This is a genomic window from Ensifer sp. R1-3, from assembly GCF_056739175.1.
In genome coordinates this window covers 276,235-303,071 of the sequence record NZ_CP096515.1, presented here as the reverse complement: position 1 = coordinate 303,071, position 26,837 = coordinate 276,235, and the positions used below count along the sequence as shown (strand labels likewise).

Here is a 26,837-nt window from a genome sequence, read left to right as displayed (position 1 = left end):
AAATCACGCCATTAAACCCAAGCAGGGCCACCAGCTATGGCAGATATCACTTTCGACCCGCGTAAAGTGTTCCACTATGGGTTCGTCGTGCCGAACATGGATCGTGCGCTGAAAACGTGGACGCAGCAGGGAGCTAGGCTGGTTGTGCCGCCTGCAATCGATCCGGCCCAGAATGTGTCCTGCGCGCTCCTTATTTATCTCGACAGTGTTCCGATCGAACTGGTGGCTCCGTTGCGTGACGGGCCGAATCCCGTCGCGAGTCGGCTGGCCAAGGGCGGCGGTCTCGATCACGTCTGCCTGTTCTCAGACAATCTGGAGCACGACGTGGCGAAACTCGAGGCAGATGGCGGAATGGTGGTGGTTGCCCCCTGCTATGGCGCGGTTTTCAAGAGGCGTCTTGCTTTCGTAGTCACTCGGGCCGGCTTGGTTGTCGAACTCATGACAAGAGCGACCGTGGAGGGCGCCGAGGGAGATCCGCTCGCGCCGCTCAACGGTCACGCGTGAAAGGAGCACCGGCTTCAGGAGAGCGGCGCCAACGCATTTTCGTCAACACCCCGTAGGTTTTAATTTTGAATCGCAGTCACATAGGCCGAAGGCATTACTATCCTATTTACATCTCTTTCAATGCGTGCTTTTTTTACCCCTGAATTTTAGCTGCAATAGAAGACTCTGCCGAAAACCTCGTGTTTCGGTGCATAACCTATAGTTATCTCTTCATTGTTCGGCAGCGTCAAATAAGGCTGTCAAAAACTTATTGACATTCGGGCTCCGCAGCGAGCTGCGTTGGCATCGCAAGACAAAGACGAATTACATCACATGTAGGATTCGCAGCCTCAGATAAGTGGCTGCGGACCAATTTTGACATTGGTTGGGTTTGATATGATCTTTATCGATCCACTCTTCCTATTTCTCTTCCTGCCGGTGACACTTATTGCGTTTTACCTTGCGCTTTTGACGCGAGGCAGGAATGAAGCACTACTGGTCATTTTCACGGCGTCAATTATCTTTTATGCCCCTTATGGAATATCTTCGGTATTTCTTCTGCTGGTCGCCCTGCTTGTCAATTTCGGAGTCTCCAACGCACTCCTTGCTACGGACGACAGTAATCCATATCGACGAGTGCTGTATGGGTGCGGTCAGGGATACAACATAGCCTCACTGTGCTACTTCAAATACAAGATAGTTACAGTCCTCCTTGGCGAAAATAGTGACTTCCTGACCGATATTGCCGGCGTGGCGATACCGGCTGGTATTTCATTCTACACGTTCCATCAGGCGGCCTTTCTGGCGGATGCCTATGTTCGCGAAAAGAGCGTGGTCGAATTTTTCGAAGGGACTCGTTCGTTGAGGTCCGGTTTTTGGGCGTTTTGCCGTTATGGCGCTTTCGTCAGCTTCTTTCCGCAGTTGATTATCGGCCCAATTACCTATCTGCACGAATTCCATCCCCAGGTAAAATCCAGGAAGTTCATCAGTTTTGACCCCCTCGATATCGCCGTGGGACTCGCCTTTATCTCGATCGGCATGTTCAAGAAGGTCGTCATCGCCGACAATATTGCACCAACCGTCGATCTTGTCTTTGGTGCTGCGGGAGCCGGAGCGGTGATGGATCCCGCACATGCCTGGATCGGCGCTCTCTCCTACATGGCGCAGCTCTATTTTGACTTTTCAGGCTATTCCGACATGGCGCTCGGCCTCGCGCGCATGTTTGGTCTGCGATACCCGCTCAACTTCTATTCGCCGTTCAAAGCCAATGGTATCCTCGATTACTACCGGCGCTGGAACATGACTCTGACGCGCGTGATCGCGCGTTTCCTATTTACGCCGCTTTCAATCGCGGGGACGCGCTACTGCGCGGTGCATCGGCTTTCACCGCTGCCGACACAGATCCTCGGCCTCTGGCTGCCGATGCTAATCAACTTTCAGGTTCTCAGCCTATGGCATGGCGCCGCCTGGACCTTCGTGGCCTTCGGCCTGATGCAAGGCGTTTGGTCTGCGGCCGAGGCGCAGATAAGGGGCAGCAAGAAATACAAGCGCATGTGCAAGGTTACATCGCCGTTCATCCGATTGCTGGTGGAACGGGTCATATTCTTTATGCTGATCTGCTTCAGCCTGGCGATGTTCCGCTCCGAAAGCGTCGGTGCCGCGTTTCATCTTTATGCGCAGATGTTCGGCGCATCACTCGATGCCCCATCGGCCTTCGAAATGCGTGAGCCCGTGCTCATGCTGTTCTGTGCATTTTCAATCATCTATCTCATGCCAAACGCCGTGGAACTGATGCGCCGCTATCGGCCGGCCATGATGACCTATGAAAACGAGAGCTACGGCTTCGCGTTCCTGCGCAACATCTGGCGACCTTCCTGGGGTTGGGCTGCTTTTGCCGCTATCCTCACCATCTCGTCGCTGCACTATGTCTCGCGGCAGCCGCCTTTCCTCTATCAGGGATTTTAAGCCATGACCGGAAGGATGCTTGTCGTGTCGACAAATCCGGATTTACCGTCGGCCGCAGGTCGGTGGCTGAGAGCGGAGCATGTGCATGGCCGGAGGGGCACGCTGCGCAAGAAACCGAGCTTCTCGCCACGCTGGCGCGTCGCCCTTCCAATGATCGTGACCTTTTGTCTTGTCTGGCTGGGGTATCTTTCGATGGTGACGATCGTCGTTGCGACGGATCCATACGACATCTACCGCTGGGGAGCCAGGCTCAAACTGACGCGCAACGACGTCCCGCGCGATGTCGTCGTGCGGTGGGTAGACCTCGTTTCGAAACAATCGGGAATCAACACGTTTCTTGTCGGCGGCTCGACCACGGCCATGTATTCCCCCGATGACATATCCGCAGTGCTGGGCGAAAATGTCGTAGCCTACAATCTCAGCTATGGCGGGCCGCGACCGATGGACCGCGACATCGTTCTCGATCAACTCGCCATCAACGCGCAAGCCAAACGGATCATCATCACGTTTGACTGGATGTACATTCTCGACCCAGAAAAGATGCGCCAGGGCTTTCCAGAGTATCTCTATGACGAGGAAATCAGCGACGACATCCGAATGGTCGACCTGAAATCATTGCGGCGAACATGGAAGGTCCTGTTGGGGGAGACGAGCTACGAAGCGCAAGACGACGAAGGGTACGCCAAGTTCACGGAGAGGCAATACCGCTCCTTTCAGATGCCCGCCCAAATGGCTGAACTGCAGGCCGTGATCGAAGAGTATCGGTCGGTCGTTGACGCCCCGAGCGGCAGGACATGTGCGAGCTTCAGTGCCGTGAATGAGCAGCTCGTGCCGAGGATTCGGAAATTCGTCGAGAAGGGCGTGCAGGTCGACGTCATCATACCCATCCTCTCCTACGCCAATTACTATTTTCGCATGAGCGACATAAGCGCGACGTTGCTGGACGAGGTTCTGCTGTCGCGGCGATGCTTTGTCCAATCGATAGACACCCTGCGCAATGTGCGCGTGTTTGCATGGGATGATGACCCCAGGATTGCCGGTGACCTCGGCAACTTTCGTGATCCTGGGCACGTCTATAACCCGGGGCTACTCAGGCGAACACTTACGTCACTTTCGACGGGCGAAAACAGGCTGACGGCGGCAGACGTCGAGACCTATGAGCGCCGTATCCGGACCGAGGTGAAGAGTTATCGGCTTAGAAACAGTTATCTCGAACGAACTGCAAGGAATTGAATCGCGCACCGCAAAGCGCTGTCGACGGCCTGAAAACTGCCGCCAAACCAAGGTTGAACAAATGTCTGACCATCAACTTTATCTATCCCAAGTCGCAGACGTGATCCGTGAGCTGTTCGATGAATACGACGGCCCGATCACCCTGGAGACGACGGCCCGCGACGTTCCGCAATGGGACAGCCTGTCCAATGTCAGACTGATGGTTCTGATCGAGCAGGAGCTCGCAGTCCGCTTCAGCACGGCTGAGGTGCAAGGTTTCAAGAACCTCGGCAGCCTTATCGATGCCGTGGTCAAGCGCAAGCAGAACTGATCGATCATCAACGCCCCGGCGCGGGGAGGCACGGCTTTATGAACACGTTCTTTCCGTGGAGACCGCCGCTTGAGGAGAACTGGGCCGCACGCGTGGCCGAGCTCGAGGCAATTGCCGCCGGCGGCGAAATGCCCGACTACGCCGCCACCAGATCGGTGACCAACCAGCAGTTGGGCCCACGCCAACAGCTCAGGATCGAGCGCCTCGGCAAGCGGCTGGGCAAAATTAAGGGAAACGGCTTCACCCGCATCGAACTCGGCCTCCTCGGAAACCGGACGCTGAGCTATCTCTGCGATCCCTTGGGTGCGGCAGGTTTGGCGCGTGGTCTCCTCGTCTCGGCGCATGAAGCGCCATACGACGGGGTAGCTGGCTTCGCATTCTCCGCCAAAAATTGTTTCGAGCGGGGACTCGATGCCGTGCTTGCCGTTCTGGATGAGAGCACCCTCCAAGGGGAACGGCCACTGCTGGACAGGGTCGCCGAGGATGAGGCTGTGCTTGAGGCCGAAAGGATCGCTTCCGCCATCGCCGAGGCGGCGCGATCGAAGACCGGATGCCCGGCAATCTTTGCGACGCTGCCGCCGTGCATACAACTGACCTCCGCAGACATCGCAACGCCGGGTTCGATCGCCCGGTTCCGGTTGCGGGTCAACATGATGCTTGGTGATGGCGCTGCTGAGGGGCGGTGGTTGATGTGGGACCAAGCCGCCCTTGCTTCACGGATCGGTATTGAGCGCTGGTTCGACCCGGTGGCCTATCATTCGGCGAAGGTGCCCTTCAATGTTGAGCTCTGCCCACTGGCGGCGGACAACATTGCTTCTCTCCTCGCGGCCAAGTCCGGCAAGAGCGCCCGCGCCCTCGTGCTCGATCTCGACAATACCCTTTGGGGCGGCGTCATTGGCGACGACGGTCTCGCCGGTATCCGGATCGGCCAGAATTCGGCAGAGGGAGAGGCCTTCGTCGCGTTCCAAAACTTCGTCCTGGGGCTCCGGAAACGCGGAGTAGTCCTCGCCGTCTGTTCGAAAAACACCGATGCCGTTGCGCGTGAGCCGTTCCGGCGGCACCCTGATATGCTATTAAAAGAAGAGCACATCGCCGTGTTTCAGGCCAATTGGGACGACAAGGCCACTAATATTCGTGCGATCGCCGAAAAACTCGGTCTCGGTCTTGAGTCACTTGCCTATGTTGACGACAATCCTGCCGAACGCGAACGCGTCCGACGGGAGCTTCCGCTCGTTTCCACAATTGAGGTAGGCGAGGATCCGTCCTTCTTCATCGATCGCGTCGCGGGTTCAGGTCTTTTCGACCATCTGCCGCTGAACTGCGACGATCTGGCGCGGGCAAACAGCTACGGGGGGCGTGCGGCAGTTGCGGAGATCCGCGCGCGGGTGGGCAATTATGAGGAGTATCTGAAGTCCCTAGAGATGCGGATGACCATCTCACCCTTCGACGAGGTAGGCCGCCCGCGCATCGTTCAACTCATCAACAAGTCCAACCAGTTCAACCTGACCACGCGCCGCTACAACGAGGAAGACGTTCGGCGCATGCAGGGAGATCCAAACTTTATCGGTTGGCAGATAAGGCTCGACGATAAGTTTGCACAGCACGGGACGATCGGAGTCGTCATTGTCCTCAAGAAGGGTTCCGAATGGGAGATCGACACCTGGCTGCAATCGTGCCGCGTCCTTGAGCGGGGCGTTGAACAGTGCTTGATGAACAGCCTGATCGAGGAGGCGGTGTCTGCCGGTGTGGTCAGCATTCGCGGGCGCTATATACCAACAGAGCGCAACGCAATGGTTTCGGATTTCTATCCGCGGCTTGGCTTCGGCCTTGCGGGTACGAATGGCAACGGGTCAGTGGATTTCGTCTGTGTCATATCGCAGTATGAACCCCATCCCGTATCCATGAACATTACGCTGAGCAATGACGCCGCCGCATCTTGCCCTGGTTCACTGCCTTTCGCTGGAGAGTGCGCAGCCGAACCGCGAGATGGCTGATGGCGATAGTCGCCGTATCATCGAGGAAGGTCTTGCGGGTCTTCGAGCCACACCCTCCACTTCGCTGCCAGGTTACTACGGGCCTTCTTCGTCGAATTGTAGCCTTCTACAAACGGTGCGTAATCGTCTTCCTGACCGCATCGACGAAGATCGAAGGCGTGTGGAAGCAGGCGACCCTTTGCACGATGAAGGTCTTCACGTCTTCGCAGAAATTTGCTTTTGCTATTTCTCGGTCAGGCGCCGGTCAGGTCGACTCATCACCCGGAAGCGAAAATCAGTGTATCCGCAGCACTCCGTCATGAACAACACAAAGTGGGACGAACTGCGTCTGGCGATGCATGCGCTTGATCGGCGACCGCTCTGGCGTTGCAAGGACGTCAATGGCCACTACTCCGGCTATCACCGTGAGTGGTTCCATCATTTTCGGTCAGGTGACTATGCCAGCATCTTGTACGTGGACATCACCGCTGATGATCCCGCTCACCGAGAAGCGATCAGAGATGCCCTGAAGGCGATTCACCTACCTGGGGAAGAGACCGAAAGTGGATTCCGAGTCTTCGGCTACGGCCAGAAGGGCCAAACCTTAGAATACCTCTGACCTAAGGCCACCCTTAGCTGGCAGGTGCCGCAAGCATGGCGATCTGCCCTCTCGCGATCACTGGCGGCTGGTTGGCTGCATCGACGATCGCTCGGACATCTTTGCGGAACGGAGACGACGGATCGAGGAAGGTTGCCTCTATCCATTCAGGCATGTCTTCAGCCGGGACGAAGGCCGGAGAGTTGATGTCAGCGAAGAGAGAATGAGGCGGCTGAGGTCTCACCGGTTATCCCCAATCCCTGTGAGTTTCGAGTGCAACTCTCACGAAGGTCGTTCTTAGGTTGGAATCGGCCCACATTCATCGTTCCCGCTGATGCAACGACAAACGGAGATTGGAATGCCGCCATTCATCATCACATACTGAAAATAAATGGTGGGCCCGGAGGGACTCGAACCCCCAACCAAGCGGTTATGAGCCGCCGGCTCTAACCATTGAGCTACAGGCCCTGCCGTCGTCGCCGGCGGTTGCGGACCAATGGCAGTCCGCTGTGCAGGCTCTAGCGTAAAACCTTTTTGCCGACAAGCCATTGCCGCAATAGCTACACAATCGGTAAGCATGGAATCGAGGATAAACAACCGGAGAGAAACGTCCATGTTTTCTACACGCATTGCCCGTACCGTTCATGTCGCCGCAGTCGCAGCCGCCTTTGCCGGCGCCTTTGCAGCCGCAGCGGCGGCGCAGGAAAGCACCGCCGGCAAGGGGGATGGCAAGGGGCGTCCGGACGGCGTCAGGGGCCGTCAGGCGGTGATCAAGGTCTCCGGCGAGGGCCGCTCGACGACCGCTCCGGATATGGCGATCCTGCAGCTCAGCGTCGTCAAGGACGCCAAGACCGCGCGCGAAGCGCTCGATGCCAACAACAAGGCGATGGCAGACGTGCTCTCGGCCTTGAAGCAGGCCGGGATCGCCGAGCGCGATCTGCAGACGAGCGGCTTCTCGATCAATCCCCAGTATCACTATCCGCCGAACAATGACGGCGGTAATCGGCCGCCGGAACTGGTGGGCTATCAGGTCGTCAACGGCGTCGGCGTGCGCGTGCGGGATCTGGGGCAGCTCGGCGAGATCCTCGACAAGTCCGTCACCCTCGGCGTCAATCAGGGCGGCGGGATCGAGTTCACCAACGACAAGCCGGATGCCGTGATCACGGAAGCCCGCAAGGCCGCGGTCGCTGACGCCATCAACAAGGCCAAGGTTCTGGCCGAGGCGGCGGGGGTCTCGCTCGGACGCGTTATCGAGATCGCGGAGCAGCCCTCCCGGCCCGAGCCGATCCCCGTGGTCCGCAGCATGGCCAAGGAATTTGCCGCCGCTGATTCGGTTCCGATGGCAACCGGCGAGAATGCTTACAACGTCACCGTCAACGTGACATTCGCCGTCAATCAGTAGCGCGGTCGCAAAGCAAAGAGCCCCCACGCCAGGGCGTGAGGGCTCCATTTCCGTCGGCCGGGGGAGACGGGACGGAAATCCTTGGATTTACCAGCGGCCGATGATCGGGCATCCGCGGGCGTTGGCGAAAACGATCGCCTGGCGGTGGCCGTGACGGCGGCCTTCGACGACGACGCGGCGACCCGTCACGTCCGCAACATAGGCGCGGCGAAGGCCACGGTCGCGTGCCTTGTCGACCGCGAGGCCGGGTGCACAGCGACCGCGACGGTCGCGGCGGTCGTAGTGCCGGCGATCGCGCCAGTCGTCGTGGCGGTCGTGGTCGCGGTAGTGGACGCCGCCGCCCGGACCCAATTCCAGGGTGAGCGACTGAGCCGAGGCCGTGGAAACCAGACCGGTCAATCCGATCACGGCAGCGACGGCGGCGTTAACGAGGAACTTTTTCATTGCTTTTCTCCGGTGTGACGAAGCGGTTCTGGTTGACGATTGAGGCAAACATAGGCCGGCCAAACTGAACGGCACCGGAACCCTCCGTTCATGCAGTATTCAGGTTGATCACGCCCCTGACGCGCGACGAATCGCTTCGTCCCCAGGCGCTTTACGGCAGGCTAAGTTATTGATCCGGCAGGAAAGAGTACTTCCAGGAAAAATTTGTAACGGTTTCCGTCCGGAAGTGCGTTGGGTCAAACGGCTAGATCGGGCTCGCGAGCTCCCGCTCGAAGAGGCGGCTATTGCGGTAGTGGCTGAGGCGCGCAATGAGGCCGTCCTCGATCTCGAAGACGAAAACGCTCGCAATGGAGTAGGCCTGACCGGAGGCTTCGGGAAAGCCGGCCATCGTCTCGCGATAGGTGCCGCGCGCGGTCGTATCCGCCGCCACGCGCTCACCGGCGGCGTCTCGCATCAACACGACGTCGCCGAAGCTCTCGTCGAAATGGCGGAAATAATTCATCACCCAGCTCCTGAGCGCGCCGGCGCCGAGGGTCCGCTCCCCGGTCAGCGAGTCGAACGCGACGTCCTCGCCGACGAGGCGTGAAAGCGTGTCGAAGTCGCGGTCGTTCAGAGCTTCGATGAAATGGCTGGCTATCGTCTGGGCGTCTGTCATTCTCTCCTCCGAAATTGGCCTCCGCTTCACTCTACCGCAGAGCGCGGGCGGCGCGGAAAGAGAAAATGGCAACGTCCGCCCGGACGGTTACTGCCGGACCTGCGCCTCGTCAGCTGCCGAGATGCAGGACGATCTCGCGGCGGTGCGGCCGGTCGCGGTGTTCGAAGAGATAAAGCCCCTGCCAGGTTCCAAGCGCCAGGCGCCCCTGCATGACGGGAATGCCGAGCGAAACCTGCGTGAGTGCCGCCTTGATATGCGCCGGCATGTCGTCCGGCCCCTCCATGGTGTGGACGACCCAGCTCATCGATGGATCGGAGGACGGCGGCACCAGCCGGTGGAAGAAGGCATGGAGGTCACGCTTCACGTCCGCATCGGCGTTCTCCTGGATGATCAGCGAAGCGGAAGTATGACGGACGAACACCGTGAGCAATCCCTCGGCCACGCCGGACGCACGCACGAAGCCGTCAGCCTCGGCGGTGAACTCGTAAAGCCCCTGCCCCTTCGTAGATATGGTTATGACGGTCTGCGCCATTCCCCCTCCGCCTGCTTTGTGGTGGCCCCGCTTGTCCAGAGACGTACGGGGCCCGCCCGGCATCCGGTTCGCTCCATGATGAGCGGATCGTACAGCAGCCGGCAACGCCGATCCTATAATTCGAGAAAGGGCTCGAACCCGCCATAGATCATGCGTTTTCCATCGAAGATGGACTTCCATTCGTCGCCCTGGAGTCTCGGATCCGCCATTACCTTGGCGACGATCGCGTCCCGGTCCTGACGCGACCGGTAGACGATCCACGAGAAGACGACGGTCTCGTCGTCCTTTGCCTGAACCGCGCGCGGGAATGATGTGAGTTCGCCATAGGGCACGTCGTCTGCGAGGCATTCGACGTAATTGAGCGCGCCATGCTCCTTCCACACCGCGCCCGCCGCGCTCGCCAGCTTCTTGTAGGCCTCTATGTTGGCCGTCGGTACTGCAACGAGAAAACCGTCCACATACGCCATTTTCGTCTCCTCCACGTGTTGAAAGACATCACCAGGACGATCGAAGAGCACAGGTTCCGACAGGGGAACGACATTTTGATGGCTGCCGCCACCCGCTCGCGTCACGAGCCGCAGCCGCGCAACTGGCGCGCGTAGTTCGCGGCCATGCCGGATGCTCTCTTGGCGCCGGCCTTTGCGGTATCGCTCCAATTGCCGCGGGCATAGCCGCTGTGGCCGTGATAATAGGCGATATAGAGCCTGTAGGTGTCGTTCAGGGCGATGCCGTTCCGCTGGTGGCTCTGATTGTGATACCAGGCGATGAAGCGGATCGCGTCGCCGAAATCCGACCGGCGCGCCGTCCATCGGCCCGTCTCGGCCTGGTAGCGCGCCCAGGTGCCGTCAAGCGCCTGCGAATAGCCGTAGGCTGAAGAGACCCTTGTCCACGGGATGAAGCCGAGGAGCTTCGTCCGCGGCGGCCTGGCATTATGGCGGAAGCCGGACTCCGCATAGATCGTCGCCATCAGCACCGGGACGGGCACGCCATATTCGCGCTCTGCCGCATAAGCAGCCCGGCGCCAATTGTTGAAAAGACCATCTCGCTGCTCGAAAACCGCACAGGCGTTCCGGGTTTCTCTCGGCACCGTTCCGCAGCCGGCCAACAACAGGAGGACGACGACAAAAACCCAACGCATCGCGGAACCTCTCGTTTGAGAGAGGTTGATAAGACGTAAATCTTAAGGATCGGTTTTTACGCGTGCGCGAAGGTGGTCTGCCCCTCACCCCTTTAACGAGGACTAACCCTCGAGCTCGCTTGCGGGCTAGGGCATATGCGGATCTGCTCCTCTGGCGGGAGCCGTTGCCGCGGAGAGAAACCGCCTGGCTTTCGCTTCCAATACGGTCTGCCGACGGCATCGTTTGGGATAGGTGAAGGTCAAGCCGCTTGTCGTCTCCCCCCTTGTGGGGGAGAATATATGCGGCAGGCGCCGCGAGTCCCCTTCGCCCCGCTTGCGGGGAGAAGGTGTCGGCAGGCGGATGAGGGGCGATCCGGAAGCGCTCTATCAGAGCGTGCCGATCAGTTCGCGGTAAGCGGCCTCTGGGAAGGCCTTCAGCGTACGCGTACGCACATTGCCGTTCATGCCGAGCGTGATAGCGAACCGCGCGGCGACTGCGTCGTCAGGCGCTTCGCAGATCGCAACCATGTCGTGTTCGCCCATCGTCAGGTAGAAGTCCTTGAAGGAACCGCCCATCTCCTCGAGCTGCCTCCTTGCCGCGTCGAGCCGCTTCGGGGACTCGCGCACATTTCTGATACCGAGCTCAGTCCAATTGAGAAGCAGAACGTAAGTCGTCATCTCACACCTCCCGCAAAGCATCCCGCCTTCGGCCGAAGGCGCTCAAGATGCCCTGTATCTGAAAAAGGCCGGCGCGCATTCGCGCATTCATGTGCGGCCTCGGGACGCAAAGTATAAAGCAATTCGAGGAGAATGACGTACGGTTTTGCGCCGGGAGTAGAGCCGAAATAACAAAGCCGGGCACTGGGCCCGGCTTTGTCATCGATGAAAAGGTCCAGGGATCAGCTGTCCAGGAACGAGCGCAACTTGCGCGAACGGCTCGGATGCTTGAGCTTGCGCAGCGCCTTCGCTTCGATCTGCCGGATGCGTTCGCGGGTGACCGAGAACTGCTGGCCGACTTCTTCCAGCGTATGGTCGGTGTTCATGCCGATGCCGAAACGCATGCGCAGCACGCGCTCCTCGCGGGGCGTGAGCGAGGCGAGCACGCGCGTGGTCGTCTCGCGCAGATTCGCCTGAATGGCCGCATCGATCGGCAACAACGCATTCTTGTCCTCGATGAAATCCCCGAGATGCGAATCTTCCTCGTCGCCGACCGGCGTTTCGAGCGAGATCGGCTCCTTGGCGATCTTCAGGACCTTGCGCACCTTCTCGAGCGGCATTGCGAGCTTTTCCGCCAGTTCCTCGGGCGTCGGCTCGCGGCCGATCTCGTGCAGCATCTGGCGCGAGGTGCGGACGATCTTGTTGATCGTCTCGATCATGTGCACCGGAATGCGGATCGTGCGGGCCTGGTCGGCGATCGAACGGGTGATCGCCTGCCGGATCCACCATGTGGCATAGGTCGAGAACTTGTAGCCGCGGCGATACTCGAACTTGTCGACCGCCTTCATGAGACCGATGTTGCCTTCCTGGATCAGATCGAGGAACTGCAGACCGCGGTTCGTGTACTTCTTGGCGATCGAAATCACCAGACGAAGGTTGGCTTCGACCATCTCCTTCTTGGCGATACGCGCTTCACGTTCGCCCTTCTGCACCATGGATACGATGCGGCGGAACTCGGCGATGGAAATGCCGGTCTCCGTCGCAAGGTTCTGGATCTCCTGGCGGATGTCGCGGATCGTCTGGTTCTCGGCCCTGGCAAACTCCTTCCAGCCCTTGCCGGCGAGATTGCTGATCGACTTCATCCAGTTCGGATCGAGCTCGGCGCCGGAATACTGCTCCAGGAACGCCTCACGCTTGACGCCATAGGATTCGGCCAGGCGCAGGAGGCGGCCCTCGTTCTGCGTCAGGCGCTTGGAGATGTCGTAGAGCTGCTCGACCAGGGCGTCGATGCGGTTCTGGTTGAGCGACAGCGACTTCACGGCCTTGATCAGTTCGTCCTTCAGCTCCTTGTAGCGGCGCTCCTGCGCCGGCGACAGAGTGCCGGTCGCGGCAAGGCGCGCTTCCACCTGCTGGTCCTGCAGCTTGCGGAGCTTCTTGTAGGTTTCGGCTATGACGTCCAGCGTCTCCATCACCTGCGGACGCAGTTCCGCTTCCATCGCCGCGAGCGAGAGGTTCGACTCGTCGTCGTCCTCCTCCTCTTCCTCGGGTGCCTGGCCTTCGCCGCCGACATTGGTGATGTCGTCGTCGTTCGCCGCAGTGCGGGTCCTGCGGACCTTTTCCTTCTCTTCCGCCGCCTTGCGGTCGGCTTCGATCTTTTCCGGGCTCTGGAACTGCGGTGCAGCCTTTGCCTCGGGGCCGGAATAGGTCGTCTCGAGATCGATGATCTCGCGCAGCAGCGTCTGGCCCTCGTTCAGCTCGTCGCGCCAGATGATCAACGCCTGGAAGGTAAGCGGGCTCTCACAGAGCCCGGCAATCATCGTTTCGCGGCCGGCCTCGATACGCTTGGCGATGGCGATTTCGCCTTCGCGCGAGAGAAGCTCCACGGAGCCCATCTCGCGCAGATACATGCGCACCGGATCGTCGGTGCGATCGGTCGGCTCCTTCTTCTTGCTGGCTGCAAGTGCGGTGCCGCTAGCAGGCGCGAGTTCGCCGCCTTCGCTTTCGCCCTCGTCGGCGCCGTCATCGTCGTCGCTGGCGGCAGCCTCCTCGGCTTCCTCGTCCTCGATGACGTTGATGCCCATGTCGGAAAGCATGGACATCGTGTCTTCGATCTGCTCGGAAGTCACTTCTTCGGAGGGCAGAACGGAGTTGAGCTCGTCCATGGTCACATAGCCGCGCTTCTTGGCGGCCTTGATCATCTTCTTGACAGCATCGTCGGAAAGATCGAGAAGCGGACCGTCCGGTGCACCTTCACGTTCAACGTCGGCTTCTTCGTTTTCTTTGACTTTTGTTGCCATTTATTCGTCGCTTTCCTTGTCGCAACCGGCCGGCGCCCGGTAATCAATGCCACTCGGAGGTCCGGGCACGCCGCGTACCCGCCACCGATTATTTCCCCTGACGTAACGGGATGATATTTAATTCCTGATTAACCACGACAGCGATGAACGGGCAAGCTTCGACAGTCCTGCCACTGAAACGTCCCTGGCATGATTTCCTATCCGCCGTACCATGTCGCCATTTCTGCTTGAAATGGTGATTCCCAGAATTTTTCATCCCGTCAAGCGTTTCCGGCGAAAAACCGCCTAAATCGGCAAAAAACGCTCATGGACGGGTTTTTGCGCTGTTTATCAGCTTTCGCTCAACATGTAGGAGCGCCCCAAAGAAAGACAAGGGTTGCACGGTTTTTCCGGAAGAATGCCCTGGCAATTGATCGCGACTGCGGCTCCGTCTACCAGTCCATCACCACCTTGCCGGAATTGCCCGAGCGCATCGCCTCGAAGCCGTCGCGAAAATCGTCGATGCCGATACGGTGGGTGATTATCGGCGAGAGGTCGAGCCCGCCCTGGACGAAGGCGATCATCTTGTACCAGGTCTCGAACATTTCGCGGCCATAGATGCCCTTGAGGTTGAGCATCTTGAAGATGACCTTGTTCCAGTCGATCTCGAAGCCCGCCGGCGCAATGCCGAGGATCGCAATCTTGCCGCCATTGTTCATCTTGTCGATCATGTCGCGGAAAGCGGGCGCCGCGCCCGACATTTCCAGCCCCACATCGAAGCCCTCGGTCATGCCGATCACCCGCATGACGTCGGCAAGATTTTCCTTCGACGCGTCGACGACGTGGTCGATGCCGAGCTTGCGCGCGAGATCGAGACGAACGGGATTGATGTCGGTGATCACCACCTTGCGGGCACCGCAACGCTTGGCCACCATCGCCCCCATGATGCCGATCGGCCCGGCACCGGTGACCAGAACGTCCTCGCCGACGAGATCGAAGGAGAGCGCCGTATGCACGGCGTTGCCGAAGGGATCGAAGATTGCGGCGATCTCGTCCGGCACGTCGTCGGGGATCGACACGACATTATATTCGGGAAGGCAGACGAACTCGGCGAAGGATCCGGGGCGGTTGACGCCGACGCCGAGCGTGTTGCGGCAGAGATGCCCCCTGCCCGCGCGGCAATTGCGGCATTTGCCGCAGACGATGTGACCTTCTCCGGAAACCCGCTCGCCGACATGATGCTTGCTGACGGCTGGCCCGACCTCGACGACCTCGCCCATGAATTCGTGTCCGACGACCATCGGCACCGGGATCGTCTTCTCCGCCCATTGATCCCAGTTCCAGATGTGGACGTCGGTGCCGCAGATCGCCGATTTCCTGACGCGGATCAGGACGTCGTTCGGCCCGATTTCCGGCACCGGCACGCGCTCCATCCAGAGCCCGACCTCCGGCTTCGTCTTGACCAGTGCCTTCATCATGTTGGTCATCGCTCGATCCTCGCCTGTGCCAATTAGATCACGCCCAGTTCGCGGCCCACCTCCTCGAAGACCGCGATGGCACGGCGGACATCCGCTTCGCTGTGCGCGGCGGACATCTGCGTGCGGATGCGGGCCTGCCCTTTCGGCACCACCGGGAAGGAGAAGCCGACGACGTAGACGCCCTTCTTCAGCATGCGCGCAGCCATCTCCTGTGCGAGCGCCGCATCTCCAAGCATGACCGGAATGATCGGATGACCCTCGCCGGCAAGCGTGAAGCCGAGGCCGGACATCTCGCTCCGGAAGAGCGCCGCGTTTGCGTAAAGGCGGTTGCGCAGAGCGTCGCCGTTTTCGATCAGCTCGAAAACCTTGAGAGAAGCGGCGGCGATGACGGGCGCGAGCGTATTGGAAAACAGATAGGGCCGCGAGCGCTGGCGCAACCACTCGACGACATCGGCCTTCGCCGACGTATACCCGCCCGAAGCGCCGCCAAGCGCCTTGCCGAGCGTGCCGGTAATGATATCGACCCGTCCTTCGACGCCGCAATGTTCGGCGGAGCCGCGCCCATGCTTGCCGACGAAGCCGACCGCATGGCTGTCGTCCACCATGACCATTGCGCCGTATTTCTCGGCGAGATCGCAAACGCCCTGGAGATTGGCGATGATGCCGTCCATCGAGAAGACGCCGTCGGTGGCGATCATCTTGAAACGGCTGCCTTCCGCCTTCTTCAGCTCTTCTTCCAGTGCTGCCATGTCGTTGTTGGCATAACGAAAGCGCCTGGCCTTGGAGAGGCGCACGCCATCGATGATCGAGGCATGGTTCAGCGCGTCGGAGATGATCGCGTCGTCCTCGCCCAGCAGCGTCTCGAACAAACCGCCATTCGCGTCGAAACAGGAGGAATAGAGAATCGTGTCCTCCATGCCGAGGAAGGAGGATATGCGCGCTTCGAGCTCCTTGTGCTCCTCCTGCGTGCCGCAGATGAAACGCACCGAGGCCATGCCGTAGCCGTAACGGTCGAGCGCGCTTTTCGCCGCTTGCGCAAGCTCCTCGCTGTTGGCGAGGCCGAGATAGTTGTTGGCGCAGAAATTCAGGACACGCTCGCCGGAAGCGACTTCGATCTCGCCCGACTGCTTGGAGGTGATGACACGCTCGGACTTGTAGAGCCCGGCCTGCTTGAGGTCTTCGAGTTCCGAACGGAGATGGGAGAGGAAGGCCGTGGTCATGGCTGGGTGCTCGCGATCAAAGGACATCACCGTCTACTACAGCGACCTTTGCGCGCCTGATAAGACGCGCGGCGCTGTAGAGGACTAACACGATGGCACCGCTCATGGAATTTGTTTCGACGCCACGTGGTTTGCCCCTCACCCCAACCCTCTCCCCGCAAGCGGGGCGAGGGAACGAGTATGCCGCTGCCGCGAGTCCCCTTCGCCCCGCTTGCGGGGAGAAGGTGCCGGCAGGCGGATGAGGGGCGGATGATCATTCGACCCTAGCCCTCGAACGCCTCGATCACAGCGAGAAACGCTTCGCCATATCTCTCCCGCTTGCTCTCGCCGATGCCGGGAACGTCGAGCAGCTCCTCGAAATCGCGCGGACGCCGTTTGGCAAGCGCAATCAGGGTCGTATCCGGAAAGACGACATAAGGCGGCACGTCCATCTCGCGGGCGAGAGACAGGCGCTCGGACCGGAGCCGCTCGAACAGTTCGAGATCGGATCCCGCGAGGTCCGATCGTTCGCTGGCCGGCTTCGACCCGCGTGCGGTTTTGGCCTTGCCGGAACTCGGACGGTCCTTGCGGAAGAGCACCTGCCGTTCGCGGCGAAAGACGCTGCGGGCCTCGGGCTCGAGCTTCAACGCTCCGAAGGCGCCGTGGTCCACGGAGATCAGCCCTGCGGCGAGCAATTGCCGGAAGATCGATTGCCAGGTGCGCGCCGGCAGGTCCTTGCCGGCCCCGAAGACCGGCATGTCGACATGGCCGAATCGCTCCGTCTTCTCGTTGACGCTGCCGGTAAGCACATCGATCAGATGGCCGGTTCCGAAGCGCTCTCCGGTGCGGTAGACGGCGGCAAGGGCCTTGATCGCCGCTTCCGTGCCGTCCCAGGTCTCGACCGGCTTCAGGCAGGTGTCGCAATGACCGCAGCCGCCAGGATGAGCCTCCCCGAAATGCGCGAGGATGGCCTGGCGCCGGCAGCCTGCCGTCTCGCAGGTGGCAAGCAGCGAATTGAGTTTCGCCCGCTCGATGCGTTTGATTTCCTCGGGCGCTCCGCCCTCGTCGATCATCCGCCGGCGCTGAATGACATCCGCCATGCCATAGGCCATCCACACTTCAGAAGGCAGACCATCGCGACCCGCCCTCCCCGTCTCCTGGTAGTAGGCCTCGACCGAGCCCGGGAGATCGAGATGGGCGACGTAGCGCACATCCGGCTTGTCGATTCCCATGCCGAAAGCGACGGTTGCGACGAGGCACAGGTTTTCCTCCTTGAGGAATGCATCCTGATGCGCGTCGCGCGCCGCCCGCTCCATGCCGGCATGATAGGGAAGCGCACGGATGCCCTGTGCATCGAGCCATTCCGCCGTGTCCTCGACCTTCGCGCGCGACAGGCAATAGACGATGCCGCTTGCATCCTTGAAGCGCGACAGGAAGCGCAGCAATTGCTGGCGAGGCTGATCGCGTTCCACGATCTCATAGGCGATATTCGGGCGGTCGAAGCTGGAGGCGAAAACGCGCGCTCCGCCGAGTCCCAGCCGCTCGATCATATCGTCGCGCGTGTGGGGATCCGCGGTGGCGGTAAGCGCGATCCGCGGCACACCGGGAAAGCGCTCGGCGAGGCAGCCGAGGCCGCGATATTCCGGGCGGAAGTCATGTCCCCATTGCGATACGCAATGGGCCTCGTCGATCGCGAAAAGGGCGATATCGGCATCGGCGATCATTTCGGCGAAGCCATCGGTGACGGCGCGCTCCGGCGTCACGTAGAGGAGATCCAGTTCGTCTCTCGAAAGTGCGCGGCGGACGGCAATCGCCTCGTCCCGCGTCAATGAAGAGTTGAGTGCCGCGGCCCGGATGCCGAGCTGCTTCAGCGCTTCCACCTGATCGCGCATCAGGGCGATCAGCGGCGAAACGACGATGCCGACGCCCCGGCGGCAGAGCGCCGGGATCTGGAAGCAGAGCGATTTTCCCGCCCCCGTCGGAAAGAGCACGACGGCATCGCCACCGGCAACCACATGGTCGACGACCGCCTGCTGCTGGCCGCGGAAGGTGGAATAACCGTAGATACGCTTCAGGAGATCGAGGGGATTGCTGACGCCTTCCGTTTCGAACAGGCGGCCGGTGTTGTGGCTTTCGGGCATGGAATCGCTTTCATCGGGAGCACGCAGTATGGAGTCGAGGCTGATCGAAGGCAAACCCGCTCGGGCCGCTGCTCAACCTGCCCGTCGTGAGAGTATCGGCTACCGAGCCGCCGGCCCCTTGACGCGGCCGGAAAGCACGCCGAAGCCTTCGATGATCGCTTCGAGCTTGTCCATCCGGTGCAGCTCGAGCTGCACCTCCTCCATGGCGCGCACGAGCCGCTGACCCTGCTCCACGTCTTCGGAGGCCGTGGCTTCCGCGATCTCCCGCTCGAGCTCCCGCTTCTGCCAGAGCAGCGCCTTCGTCCGCCGATGAAGCGTCAGGGCCTGGAGATAACCTTCGCGCGCATCCTCCGGAGCCGCCGCCGCCGTTGCCGTCCAGAGCCGCGCATAGCGCACCTGCTGGTCCAGGGCGCCGATCAGCGCCGAGAAACCCTCCGCCTCGAGCTGCTCCATCAGGGTTTCCCGCGTCAGCCGCAATCCGTTGGCCGCCGCGGCGTTCAGAACCGCAGCCCAGCAGCGCTGCAGATCACGGTGGTCGAACTCGATCGTGGCGATCTCGTCATACTCGTCGAACAGCAATTGCGGATGATTGACGATCGTCAATGCAAGCACGCTCTCGCGAAGTACCGGCGGGCGAAGCGAGCCGCCGGCCTTCAGCATCTGATTGAGTTTGGAACTACCGGCGGTCCCAGCCTCCACGGCCGCGCCCATGACCGGATTGGGAGCCGGCGACCAGCCCCTGCCGCCCTGCCTGCCCGCCTGCCTCCCGCCCCGCTCGAACGGCCGCCTTTCGCCTCTGAACGGCGCGCTCCCCTGGAGAAACGCATTCAGGCGGTCGCGCATGTCCTGCCCATAGTGGCGGCGCACGCTCTCGTCGGCGATTACCGAGGTCACCTGCCGCAGCCGCGCTTCGAGTTCGGCGCGCTTTTCCGGCGTGTCGAAATCCCCGCCCTGCACCTCGCGCTGCCAGACCATGTCGGCCAGCGAGCGGGCATTGGCGAGCACCTTGTCGAAGGGCTCGCGTCCGTCATGGCGCACCACATCGTCCGGGTCCTTGCCCTCCGGTAACAGGGCAAAGCGCACGGACCGGCCCGGCTTCAAATGGGGCAGCGCGAGATCGACGGCCCGATGGGCGGCGCGGACACCGGCGCCGTCGCCGTCGAAGCAGAGCACCGGCTGGGTCGTCATCTTCCATAAGAGATCGAGCTGATTTTCGGTAAGCGCCGTACCGAGCGGCGCAACGGCATTTTCTATCCCCGCCTGATGAAGCGCGATCACGTCCATATAGCCTTCGACGGCAATGATCGTGCCTGCGCCATCGGCACCCTGCGAGGCCCGCCGGGCGCGGGCGAAATTGAAGAGCACATTGCCCTTGTGAAAGAGCTCGGTCTCGTTGGAGTTCAGATATTTGGCCGGGGCGTCCGGCGACATGGCGCGCCCGCCGAAGGCGATCACCTTTTCTCGCGCGGACGGGATCGGGAACATGATCCTGTCGCGGAAGCGGTCGTAGGAGACCGGAATGCCGTCGCCGTGCACGACGAGGCCGCAGGCCTCGATCTGCTCCTTGCCGATCCCCTTGCCGGCCAGAAACTCCTTCAGCGCATTGCGGCTGTCGGGTGCAAAACCGAGACGGAACGTCTCGATCGTGCGGCCGGTCAGTCCGCGCTCGCGCAGATAGGCGCGCGCCTTTGCCCCGTTCGCCGTCTGAAGCTGATCCTGAAAAAACTGCGTCGCCAGTTCCATGACGTCGAGCAGGCTCGTACGTTCCCGCTCGCGCTGCTCGGCCTGCGGGTCCGGCTGCGGCATCGGGACGCCCGCCAGATCGGCGATCTGCTGCACGGCCTCCGGAAAACTCAGGCCCTCGAGCTCGGTCAGGAAGCGGAAATGATCGCCGGAAACGCCGCAGCCGAAGCAATGATAGCGGCCCTTGCGATCCTCGCAGTGGAAGCTCGGCGATTTCTCGCCGTGGAACGGGCAGCAGGCCCAATAATCGCCGCGCGAAACATTGGTCTTGCGTCGGTCCCAGGTGACGCGCTTGCCGATCACGTCCGAAATGGGGACGCGGTCGCGTATCTCATCGAGAAAGGACGGTGAAAAGCGCATGGTTACCTCTACTGCATGTCGCCCGAGCCCGTGCAGCGGCTTCGGGCAACGACATGCACGCAAACCTCCATATAAGCGGCATGGCCGAAGGAAGCCACAGGCAGCCTGCGCCTTGCCCGCTATTCACAGGCATGCGCTAAAGCCAAGGGGTAACGCTTGTCGGCCGGCGCGGCGCGGGTCGTTTGCCGTCAGCCGCCCAGGGAAGGCGCGCCCGCCGAAGCGGGCGCTGCGGCTTACTTCAGGAGGTCTTTGACCACCCCGGAGGCCTTGCCGAAGTCCATCTTGCCCGGATAGCGCTCTTTCAGGGCGTTCATGCACTTGCCCATGTCGCGCAGCCCGTGCGCACCGATTTCCTCGACGGTCTTGGCGCAGACTTCCTTGACCTTTTCCTCGGAAAGCTGCTCCGGCAGGAACTGGTTGATGATGGCGATTTCCTGCCGCTCCTGCTCGGCAAGCTCCGGCCGCCCGCCCTCGTCATAGACGCGGGCCGATTCCTCGCGCTGCTTGATCATCTTCGCAAGGATCTGCAGGATCTCGTCGTCGCCGACCGGGTCCTTGCCGTGGCCGCGATTGGCGATGTCGCGGTCCTTGATCGCGGCCTGGATGAGCCGGACGGTCGAGACGCGCCGGGTATCCTTGGCCTTGAGGGCTTCTTTCAGTGCATTGGCGAAATGCTCGCGCATGTCTTAACTCCATGTCGAAACCGACCCCAGGGCTTTATCTGCGGGGCCGGTTCGATGCGTTCTTTTGTCATCGTCTTAAACCAGTGCGGCAGGTACAATCAAACGTCTTTGGCAACCGATTGAATTATAAGGCATTTTATTTCCATACAATTCACAGCGGCTGGTTGACCTTGCCAGAGCCTTTGGCTATTTTCCGGCACCTGCACGTACATCGGCATGAACTTTCTCCCGCGGGGTTTCCGCGCGCCATGCCGCATGCGATCTGAAATGGCCCTGAACCGACCGGCTTTCAAGCCTCGCTTTCGGCCACAACGGGATAGAGACGATGACCGCGACACCCGCATGGACAATCCAGAAACCCACTGCCCTGCTCGTTCTGGCCGACGGCACGGTGATCGAAGGCAAGGGCATCGGCGCGACCGGGAAGGTTCAGGCCGAGGTCTGTTTCAACACGGCGTTGACCGGTTACCAGGAAATCCTGACCGACCCCTCCTATCTCGGGCAGATCGTCACGTTCACCTTTCCGCATATCGGCAATATCGGCGCCAATGACGAGGACATCGAGGATCTGACGCCTGCCGCCCGCCACGGTGCCGTCGGCGTCATCTTCAAGGCCGACATCACCGAGCCTTCCAACTACCGCGCAGCCAAGCACCTCGACGCCTGGCTGAAGGCGCGCGGCATCATCGGGCTCTGCGGCATCGACACCCGGGCGCTGACGGCCTGGATCCGCGAAAACGGCATGCCTAACGCCGTCATCGCCCACGACCCGGCAGGCGTCTTCGACGTCGAGGCGCTGAAAGCCGAGGCAAAGGCCTGGAGCGGCCTCGAGGGCCTCGATCTCGCCAAGGTCGCCACTTCCGGCCAGTCCTACCGCTGGAACGAGAAGCCCTGGGTCTGGAACGAGGGCTACTCGACGCTGGGCGAGACCGACGCCGCTTATCACGTCGTGGCTCTCGACTACGGCGTCAAGCGCAACATCCTCCGCCTCTTCGCCGGCCTGAACTGCCGTGTCACCGTCGTCCCGGCTCAGACGAGCGCCGAGGAAGTCCTGGCGCTCAAGCCGGACGGCATCTTCCTGTCGAACGGCCCGGGCGACCCGGCCGCGACGGGCGAATATGCCGTGCCGGTCATCCAGGACCTTCTCAAGACGGATATCCCGGTCTTCGGCATATGCCTCGGCCACCAGATGCTGGCACTGGCGCTCGGTGCCAGGACCGAGAAGATGCACCAGGGACACCACGGCGCCAACCACCCGGTCAAGGACCACACCACCGGCAAGGTCGAGATCGTTTCGATGAACCACGGCTTCGCGGTCGATGCGAACTCGCTTCCGCAAGGTGTTGAACAGACTCACATCTCGCTCTTCGACGGCACCAATTGCGGCTTGCGCGTCGACGGCAGACCGGTCTTCTCCGTCCAGCATCACCCGGAAGCATCGCCAGGCCCGCAGGACAGCCATTATCTCTTCCGCCGCTTCCTGAATCTCATTCGCGAGAAGAAAGGCGAACCGGCACTCGCCGAGCGCTGAGTTGTTCTCAAGGCCCGCCTCGTGCGGGCCTTCCTGCATCAGCCGTCGACGAGACGCTCGGCGATGAAATCGACCGTTGCCCGCACGGAGGGAAGCTGCCCGCGCCGGTGCGGCATCAAGATCGTCGTCATCACCTTGCCGGCGGTCCACTCGGGAAGAATGCGGATAAGCGTGCCGCTTTCGATCTCCTGCTGACAAAGCTTGCCGGGCAAGGTGGTGATGCCGAGACCCGCGAGAGCTGCTTCTCGCAGGACGCGGGATTCGTCGGCCACGAAACGCGGCCTCGGCGAGACCGACACGGTCGACCCATCGGCGCGCTCCATCACCCAGCCTTCGGACGCCAGCGACGTGAGCAGCCCATCATGATGATCGAGATCCTCCGGGCGTTCGGGAGTGCCGTTCCCTTGCAAATAGAGCGGTGAGGCGACGATCAGCTTAGCCTGGAATCCGATGCGGCGCTGGATGAGGCCGGAATCCGGCAGCGGTGCGAAATGGTCTCGCACGGCAAGATCGAAGCCTTCCTGGATGACATCGACGAAGCGGTCCGTCGCATGCAGCGTCACGCGCAGCTTCGGATAGGCAAGTGCGAGCTGCGGCAAGAGCGGCGCCAGCGACAGCTGCGCGGTCGGCACCGAAGCCGTGATCCTCACCGTGCCGCTCGGTTCGGCAAGTCTGCCCCTGACGACATTCTCCGCCGCTTCCGCCTCGATCATCATCGCCGCCGCGTGGCGGTAAAAATCCTTGCCGGATTCGGTCACCGCGAAATGACGCGACGTGCGGTTGATCAACCGCACGCCGAGATCCTTTTCGAGTTCGGCCACGCGCTTGCTGAGCGTCGATTTCGGCAGGTTCAACGCGCGCGCGGCGGGCGCGAACCCCCCGTGGTCTACGACGTGAACGAAGAACGTGAAGTCGTTGAGATTGGCCATGGCTTTCCATCATCCACAAACATGGACGATAGGTCCACACAGAGCCATCTAGCACAAGTTCGTCCACAAGTGCATCTATTCATCATCATTGTTGAACCGAAAGGAAACGGACATGGGCAACTATCAGGGAAAGAAGGCGATCGTCATCGGCGGGACCCACGGCATGGGCCTGGCGACCGTGAGACGGCTTGTAGAGGGCGGCGCCGAGGTACTGCTCACGGGCCGCAACGAGAGCAACATCGCCCGCATCAGGGAGGAGTTCGGCCCGCGCGTGCATGCACTGCGCTCGGACATCGCCGATCTCAACGAAATCGCCGTGCTCGGTGCGGCCGCCGGTCAGACGCTCGGAGCGATCGATCTCCTGCACATCAATGCCGGCGTCTCGGAACTGGAGCCCTTCGATCAGGTGAGCGAGGCTTCCTATGACCGCCAGTTTGCCGTCAACACCAAGGGCGCCTTCTTCACCGTGCAACGGCTGACGCCTCTGATCCGCGAAGGCGGATCGATCGTCTTCACCTCCTCCGTCGCCGACGAGGGCGGCCATCCGGGCATGAGCGTCTACAGCGCAAGCAAGGCGGCACTCGTCTCCTTCGCATCCGTGCTCGCCGCCGAGCTTCTGCCGCGCGGTATCCGGGTCAACAGCGTCAGCCCCGGCTTCATCGATACGCCGACCAAGGGCGTCGCCGGCATCACCGAAGCCGAGCGCGCCGAGTTCAAGACGCTCGGCGACAACATCACGCCGATGAAGCGCAACGGCACCGCGGATGAAGTGGCGCGCGCCGTGCTCTTCCTCGCCTTCGAGGCGACCTTCACGACCGGGGCGAAACTCGCCGTGGACGGCGGTCTCGGCCAGAAGCTCTCGACCGCCGCCTGAATGATTTCGAGAAAGGTACAATCAATGAGCAGCATTTCAATTCTCGGCCTGGGCGCCATGGGTACGGCGCTTGCACGAACGCTTCTCAAGAACGGCCATACCGTCACGGTCTGGAACCGGACGCGATCGCGCGCCGAGCCGCTTGCCGGCGCCGGTGCGAAGATCGCGGAAAGCCCGGCCGAAGCAATTGCGGCGAGCGAGCTCACCATCCTCTGCCTCGTCGATTACCCCGCCGCACGTGCGGTCCTGGAACAGGCGCAGGAGGCGCTTGCCGGCCGTGACCTCCTCAACCTGACGAACGGCACGCCGGGTGACGCCAGGGAACTCGGCACGTGGCTGGCGGCAAGGGGAGCGATCTATCTCGACGGGGGGATCATGGCGATACCGCCGATGATCGGCGGGGCCGGCGCCCTGATCCTTTACAGCGGCTCGCGTGCGCTATTCGATCGGCACAGTTCAACCCTCGAAGCCCTTGCCGAAAGCCGTCACCTTGGTGAGGACGAGGGTTTGGCTTCGCTCTACGACATAGCGCTGCTATCAGGCATGTACGGGCTCTTCTCGGGCTTCCTGCATGCGAGCGCGCTGGTGACCAGCGCCGGCTACGGAGGCAAGGCCGTCGACTTCCTGCCGCTGCTCCTGCCCTGGATCGAGGCGATGAGCGGTACCCTGCCCGACCTCGCCGGCAAGATCGACAGCGGCATGCACGGCCGCGATGTCGTCTCCAACATCGCCATGCAGAAGATCGCGCTCGAGAACATCGTTAGGGCAAGCGAAGAACAGGGCGTCGCCCCCGATTTCATGCGACCCATGTTGCGGCTGGCGGGCGACCGCGTCGACAGTGGCGGCCACGGCGACGACATCTCCGCCGTCGTCGAAGTGATCCGGAAGCGAAAATGATTCTGTTTCAATGGGGTAGGACTGCTGCTTGAATCGGACTGGCAGATCGCTGAATCAAGCTCTGAACATGAAGAAGCCCGCCGGTGACGGCGGGCTTCTTCATGTCGTCTGCAGGAGAATTATCTGCAGGCGGCGCAGAAGCGCTGGATGCGGCGGCAAGCCTCCTCCAGCAGCGCCTCGGAAGTCGCGTAGGAGATGCGGAAGTTTGGGCCGAGGCCGAAGGCCGAGCCGTGGACCACAGCCACGCCTTCGGTCTCCAAAAGCTCGGAGACGAAATCCTCATCCGTTTCGATGACCTTGCCCGAAGGCGCGGTCTTGCCGATCAGCCCGGCGCAGGACGGATAGACGTAGAAGGCGCCTTCCGGCGTCGGGCAGGAAATGCCCCTGGCCTGGTTCAGCATCGAGACGACGAGATCGCGGCGGCCCTGGAAGATCTCCTTGTTGCGCCCGATGAAGTCCTGCGGACCGTTGAGCGCCTCGACGGCCGCCCACTGCGCGATCGAGGCGGCGCCCGAAGTCTGCTGGCCCTGGATCATGTCCATCGCCTTGATGAGATGAAGCGGCCCGGCCGCGTAGCCGATGCGCCAGCCGGTCATCGCATAGGCCTTGGAGACGCCGTTCATCGTCAGCGTGCGCTCGTAGAGGCCGGGCTCCACTTCGACCGGGGTCGCGAACCTGAAGTCGCCATAGGTCAGGTGCTCGTACATGTCGTCCGTCAGGACCCAGACATGCGGATGCTTCATGAGAACGTCCGTGAGCGCCTTGAGCTCCTCATGCGAATAGGCCGCACCCGAGGGGTTGGACGGCGAGTTGAAGACGAACCACTTGGTCTTCGGCGTGATCGCGCGGTCGAGATCCTCGGCCTTGAGCTTGAAATTGTTTTCCTGCTTGGTCGGGACGAAGACGGGTGTGCCGCCGCACAGCGCCACCATTTCCGGATAGGAGACCCAGTACGGTGCCGGAATCACCACTTCGTCGCCCGGGTTGAGCGTCGCCATGAAGGCGTTGAAGAGAATCTGCTTTCCGCCGGTGCCGACGATCGTCTGCGCCGCGGTGTAGTCGAGATTGTTCTCGCGCTTGAATTTCTTCGCGATGGCTTCGCGCAGTTCCGGAATGCCGGAGACCGGCGTGTACTTCGTCTCGCCGCGATCGATCGCGTCGATCGCGGCCTTCTTGATGTTGTCAGGCGTGTCAAAGTCCGGCTCCCCTGCGCCGAGGCCGATGACATCGCGGCCTTTCGCTTTCAACTCGCGGGCTTTCTGCGAAACAGCGATGGTGGCGGAAGGCTTTACACGGGAAAGGGCATCGGCAAGGAAGGCCATGGTGTGTTTCCTGATCGTTTCGAGACGGCGTGAGG

The 26,837-nt window shown here is 61.3% G+C and carries 25 protein-coding genes, 1 tRNA gene and 1 pseudogene; 10 read left to right on the top strand and 17 right to left on the bottom strand.

All coding sequences use genetic code 11. The annotated features are described in order from the left end of the window. Positions 1 to 36 precede the first annotated feature (36 nt). From M1D43_RS01510 to M1D43_RS01490, 5 genes are all read left to right on the top strand, one after another. Positions 37 to 504 (top strand): VOC family protein, encoded by a 468-nt coding sequence (locus tag M1D43_RS01510; RefSeq protein WP_010969845.1) that lies wholly within the window; start codon positions 37 to 39, stop codon positions 502 to 504. A gap of 375 nt (positions 505 to 879) precedes the next feature. Next, a complete protein-coding gene (locus M1D43_RS01505; RefSeq protein WP_010969846.1) occupies positions 880 to 2,448 on the top strand; it encodes an MBOAT family O-acyltransferase in 1,569 nt (522 codons plus the stop codon). A gap of 3 nt (positions 2,449 to 2,451) precedes the next feature. Continuing rightward, on the top strand, positions 2,452 to 3,681 hold the full coding sequence (locus M1D43_RS01500) for a TonB-dependent receptor (RefSeq protein ID WP_498814061.1): 1,230 nt from the start codon (positions 2,452 to 2,454) through the stop codon (positions 3,679 to 3,681). 61 nt (positions 3,682 to 3,742) lie between these two features. After that, positions 3,743 to 3,991, top strand: coding sequence for an acyl carrier protein (locus tag M1D43_RS01495; RefSeq protein ID WP_010969848.1), 249 nt, complete (start codon positions 3,743 to 3,745; stop codon positions 3,989 to 3,991). 38 nt (positions 3,992 to 4,029) lie between these two features. Further along, positions 4,030 to 5,985, top strand: a complete 1,956-nt coding sequence (locus M1D43_RS01490) for an HAD-IIIC family phosphatase (RefSeq protein ID WP_498814059.1) — start codon at positions 4,030 to 4,032, stop codon at positions 5,983 to 5,985. Here M1D43_RS01490 and M1D43_RS01485 read toward each other — a convergent pair. After that, positions 5,900 to 6,169 (bottom strand): annotated as a pseudogene (locus tag M1D43_RS01485) (DUF2280 domain-containing protein). The gene M1D43_RS01490 and the pseudogene M1D43_RS01485 sit on opposite strands and share 86 nt — an antisense overlap. A gap of 114 nt (positions 6,170 to 6,283) precedes the next feature. Here M1D43_RS01485 and M1D43_RS01480 point away from each other — a divergent pair. Then, positions 6,284 to 6,583 (top strand): DUF6678 family protein, encoded by a 300-nt coding sequence (locus M1D43_RS01480; protein WP_153314514.1) that lies wholly within the window; start codon positions 6,284 to 6,286, stop codon positions 6,581 to 6,583. A gap of 13 nt (positions 6,584 to 6,596) precedes the next feature. Here the strand turns inward: M1D43_RS01480 and M1D43_RS01475 are convergent, their stop codons facing one another. Both M1D43_RS01475 and M1D43_RS01470 read right to left on the bottom strand, forming a co-directional pair. Then, on the bottom strand, positions 6,597 to 6,737 hold the full coding sequence (locus M1D43_RS01475; RefSeq protein WP_234835312.1) for a hypothetical protein: 141 nt from the start codon (positions 6,735 to 6,737) through the stop codon (positions 6,597 to 6,599). Positions 6,738 to 6,954: 217 nt separating this feature from the next. After that, positions 6,955 to 7,030: transfer RNA gene (locus M1D43_RS01470), tRNA-Ile, on the bottom strand. Between the two features lie 145 nt (positions 7,031 to 7,175). Here M1D43_RS01470 and M1D43_RS01465 point away from each other — a divergent pair. Next, positions 7,176 to 7,964 (top strand): SIMPL domain-containing protein, encoded by a 789-nt coding sequence (locus M1D43_RS01465; protein WP_003537551.1) that lies wholly within the window; start codon positions 7,176 to 7,178, stop codon positions 7,962 to 7,964. An 87-nt stretch (positions 7,965 to 8,051) separates the two neighbouring features. Here M1D43_RS01465 and M1D43_RS01460 read toward each other — a convergent pair whose 3' ends face one another. The 12 genes from M1D43_RS01460 to M1D43_RS01405 form a co-directional block, all read right to left on the bottom strand. After that, a complete protein-coding gene (locus M1D43_RS01460; RefSeq protein ID WP_003537549.1) occupies positions 8,052 to 8,408 on the bottom strand; it encodes a hypothetical protein in 357 nt (118 codons plus the stop codon). 244 nt (positions 8,409 to 8,652) lie between these two features. Then, positions 8,653 to 9,063, bottom strand: coding sequence for a nuclear transport factor 2 family protein (locus M1D43_RS01455; protein WP_153314517.1), 411 nt, complete (start codon positions 9,061 to 9,063; stop codon positions 8,653 to 8,655). Between the two features lie 109 nt (positions 9,064 to 9,172). Beyond that, positions 9,173 to 9,595, bottom strand: coding sequence for a secondary thiamine-phosphate synthase enzyme YjbQ (locus M1D43_RS01450; protein ID WP_010969851.1), 423 nt, complete (start codon positions 9,593 to 9,595; stop codon positions 9,173 to 9,175). Positions 9,596 to 9,708: 113 nt separating this feature from the next. Next, the gene (locus M1D43_RS01445; protein ID WP_003537534.1) at positions 9,709 to 10,062 is read right to left on the bottom strand and encodes a DUF1428 domain-containing protein; all 354 of its coding nucleotides are present in this window, start codon (positions 10,060 to 10,062) and stop codon (positions 9,709 to 9,711) included. A 101-nt stretch (positions 10,063 to 10,163) separates the two neighbouring features. After that, on the bottom strand, positions 10,164 to 10,733 hold the full coding sequence (locus M1D43_RS01440; protein ID WP_003537532.1) for a transglycosylase SLT domain-containing protein: 570 nt from the start codon (positions 10,731 to 10,733) through the stop codon (positions 10,164 to 10,166). A gap of 366 nt (positions 10,734 to 11,099) precedes the next feature. Then, the gene (locus tag M1D43_RS01435; RefSeq protein WP_003532955.1) at positions 11,100 to 11,390 is read right to left on the bottom strand and encodes a GYD domain-containing protein; all 291 of its coding nucleotides are present in this window, start codon (positions 11,388 to 11,390) and stop codon (positions 11,100 to 11,102) included. A 221-nt stretch (positions 11,391 to 11,611) separates the two neighbouring features. Next, positions 11,612 to 13,666 (bottom strand): RNA polymerase sigma factor RpoD, encoded by a 2,055-nt coding sequence (gene rpoD, locus M1D43_RS01430; protein WP_003532953.1) that lies wholly within the window; start codon positions 13,664 to 13,666, stop codon positions 11,612 to 11,614. 431 nt (positions 13,667 to 14,097) lie between these two features. Further along, the gene (gene tdh / locus M1D43_RS01425) at positions 14,098 to 15,132 is read right to left on the bottom strand and encodes an L-threonine 3-dehydrogenase (RefSeq protein ID WP_013844736.1); all 1,035 of its coding nucleotides are present in this window, start codon (positions 15,130 to 15,132) and stop codon (positions 14,098 to 14,100) included. Between the two features lie 23 nt (positions 15,133 to 15,155). Beyond that, positions 15,156 to 16,343: a glycine C-acetyltransferase gene (locus tag M1D43_RS01420; RefSeq protein WP_153314518.1), complete on the bottom strand. Its 1,188-nt coding sequence runs from the start codon at positions 16,341 to 16,343 to the stop codon at positions 15,156 to 15,158. Between the two features lie 263 nt (positions 16,344 to 16,606). Next, positions 16,607 to 18,517, bottom strand: a complete 1,911-nt coding sequence (recQ, locus tag M1D43_RS01415) for a DNA helicase RecQ (protein WP_153314655.1) — start codon at positions 18,515 to 18,517, stop codon at positions 16,607 to 16,609. A 45-nt stretch (positions 18,518 to 18,562) separates the two neighbouring features. Next, positions 18,563 to 20,566: a DNA primase gene (gene dnaG / locus M1D43_RS01410; RefSeq protein WP_010969855.1), complete on the bottom strand. Its 2,004-nt coding sequence runs from the start codon at positions 20,564 to 20,566 to the stop codon at positions 18,563 to 18,565. Positions 20,567 to 20,799: 233 nt separating this feature from the next. Further along, positions 20,800 to 21,249 (bottom strand): GatB/YqeY domain-containing protein, encoded by a 450-nt coding sequence (locus tag M1D43_RS01405; RefSeq protein ID WP_153314657.1) that lies wholly within the window; start codon positions 21,247 to 21,249, stop codon positions 20,800 to 20,802. A 325-nt stretch (positions 21,250 to 21,574) separates the two neighbouring features. Here M1D43_RS01405 and carA point away from each other — a divergent pair, with 325 nt between their 5' ends. Then, positions 21,575 to 22,780, top strand: a complete 1,206-nt coding sequence (carA, locus tag M1D43_RS01400) for a glutamine-hydrolyzing carbamoyl-phosphate synthase small subunit (protein WP_027992889.1) — start codon at positions 21,575 to 21,577, stop codon at positions 22,778 to 22,780. 38 nt (positions 22,781 to 22,818) lie between these two features. On the opposite strand, the gene M1D43_RS01395 is transcribed toward carA, so the two are convergent. Then, positions 22,819 to 23,709: a LysR substrate-binding domain-containing protein gene (locus tag M1D43_RS01395; RefSeq protein ID WP_153314660.1), complete on the bottom strand. Its 891-nt coding sequence runs from the start codon at positions 23,707 to 23,709 to the stop codon at positions 22,819 to 22,821. A gap of 112 nt (positions 23,710 to 23,821) precedes the next feature. Between M1D43_RS01395 and M1D43_RS01390 the strand changes: the two genes are divergently transcribed. Next, positions 23,822 to 24,583, top strand: a complete 762-nt coding sequence (locus M1D43_RS01390; protein WP_003532931.1) for an SDR family oxidoreductase — start codon at positions 23,822 to 23,824, stop codon at positions 24,581 to 24,583. Between the two features lie 24 nt (positions 24,584 to 24,607). Further along, entirely contained in the window at positions 24,608 to 25,480 is an 873-nt protein-coding gene (locus M1D43_RS01385; RefSeq protein ID WP_153314662.1) for an NAD(P)-dependent oxidoreductase, read from the top strand. A 119-nt stretch (positions 25,481 to 25,599) separates the two neighbouring features. Here M1D43_RS01385 and M1D43_RS01380 read toward each other — a convergent pair whose 3' ends face one another. Then, positions 25,600 to 26,802 carry a pyridoxal phosphate-dependent aminotransferase gene (locus tag M1D43_RS01380; protein WP_127541320.1) on the bottom strand — a complete coding sequence of 401 codons (1,203 nt, stop codon included), beginning with the start codon at positions 26,800 to 26,802 and terminating at the stop codon, positions 25,600 to 25,602. Positions 26,803 to 26,837: the final 35 nt, after the last annotated feature.

Coding starts and splice junctions, on each gene's coding strand:
- M1D43_RS01510 (WP_010969845.1), top strand. CDS start 37: ATGGCAGATATCACTTTCGACCCGCGTAAAGTGTTCCACTATGGGTTC.
- M1D43_RS01505 (WP_010969846.1), top strand. CDS start 880: ATGATCTTTATCGATCCACTCTTCCTATTTCTCTTCCTGCCGGTGACA.
- M1D43_RS01500 (WP_498814061.1), top strand. CDS start 2,452: ATGACCGGAAGGATGCTTGTCGTGTCGACAAATCCGGATTTACCGTCG.
- M1D43_RS01495 (WP_010969848.1), top strand. CDS start 3,743: ATGTCTGACCATCAACTTTATCTATCCCAAGTCGCAGACGTGATCCGT.
- M1D43_RS01490 (WP_498814059.1), top strand. CDS start 4,030: ATGAACACGTTCTTTCCGTGGAGACCGCCGCTTGAGGAGAACTGGGCC.
- M1D43_RS01480 (WP_153314514.1), top strand. CDS start 6,284: ATGAACAACACAAAGTGGGACGAACTGCGTCTGGCGATGCATGCGCTT.
- M1D43_RS01475 (WP_234835312.1), bottom strand. CDS start 6,737: ATGCCTGAATGGATAGAGGCAACCTTCCTCGATCCGTCGTCTCCGTTC.
- M1D43_RS01465 (WP_003537551.1), top strand. CDS start 7,176: ATGTTTTCTACACGCATTGCCCGTACCGTTCATGTCGCCGCAGTCGCA.
- M1D43_RS01460 (WP_003537549.1), bottom strand. CDS start 8,408: ATGAAAAAGTTCCTCGTTAACGCCGCCGTCGCTGCCGTGATCGGATTG.
- M1D43_RS01455 (WP_153314517.1), bottom strand. CDS start 9,063: ATGACAGACGCCCAGACGATAGCCAGCCATTTCATCGAAGCTCTGAAC.
- M1D43_RS01450 (WP_010969851.1), bottom strand. CDS start 9,595: ATGGCGCAGACCGTCATAACCATATCTACGAAGGGGCAGGGGCTTTAC.
- M1D43_RS01445 (WP_003537534.1), bottom strand. CDS start 10,062: ATGGCGTATGTGGACGGTTTTCTCGTTGCAGTACCGACGGCCAACATA.
- M1D43_RS01440 (WP_003537532.1), bottom strand. CDS start 10,733: ATGCGTTGGGTTTTTGTCGTCGTCCTCCTGTTGTTGGCCGGCTGCGGA.
- M1D43_RS01435 (WP_003532955.1), bottom strand. CDS start 11,390: ATGACGACTTACGTTCTGCTTCTCAATTGGACTGAGCTCGGTATCAGA.
- rpoD (WP_003532953.1), bottom strand. CDS start 13,666: ATGGCAACAAAAGTCAAAGAAAACGAAGAAGCCGACGTTGAACGTGAA.
- tdh (WP_013844736.1), bottom strand. CDS start 15,132: ATGACCAACATGATGAAGGCACTGGTCAAGACGAAGCCGGAGGTCGGG.
- M1D43_RS01420 (WP_153314518.1), bottom strand. CDS start 16,343: ATGACCACGGCCTTCCTCTCCCATCTCCGTTCGGAACTCGAAGACCTC.
- dnaG (WP_010969855.1), bottom strand. CDS start 20,566: ATGCGCTTTTCACCGTCCTTTCTCGATGAGATACGCGACCGCGTCCCC.
- M1D43_RS01405 (WP_153314657.1), bottom strand. CDS start 21,249: ATGCGCGAGCATTTCGCCAATGCACTGAAAGAAGCCCTCAAGGCCAAG.
- carA (WP_027992889.1), top strand. CDS start 21,575: ATGACCGCGACACCCGCATGGACAATCCAGAAACCCACTGCCCTGCTC.
- M1D43_RS01395 (WP_153314660.1), bottom strand. CDS start 23,709: ATGGCCAATCTCAACGACTTCACGTTCTTCGTTCACGTCGTAGACCAC.
- M1D43_RS01390 (WP_003532931.1), top strand. CDS start 23,822: ATGGGCAACTATCAGGGAAAGAAGGCGATCGTCATCGGCGGGACCCAC.
- M1D43_RS01385 (WP_153314662.1), top strand. CDS start 24,608: ATGAGCAGCATTTCAATTCTCGGCCTGGGCGCCATGGGTACGGCGCTT.
- M1D43_RS01380 (WP_127541320.1), bottom strand. CDS start 26,802: ATGGCCTTCCTTGCCGATGCCCTTTCCCGTGTAAAGCCTTCCGCCACC.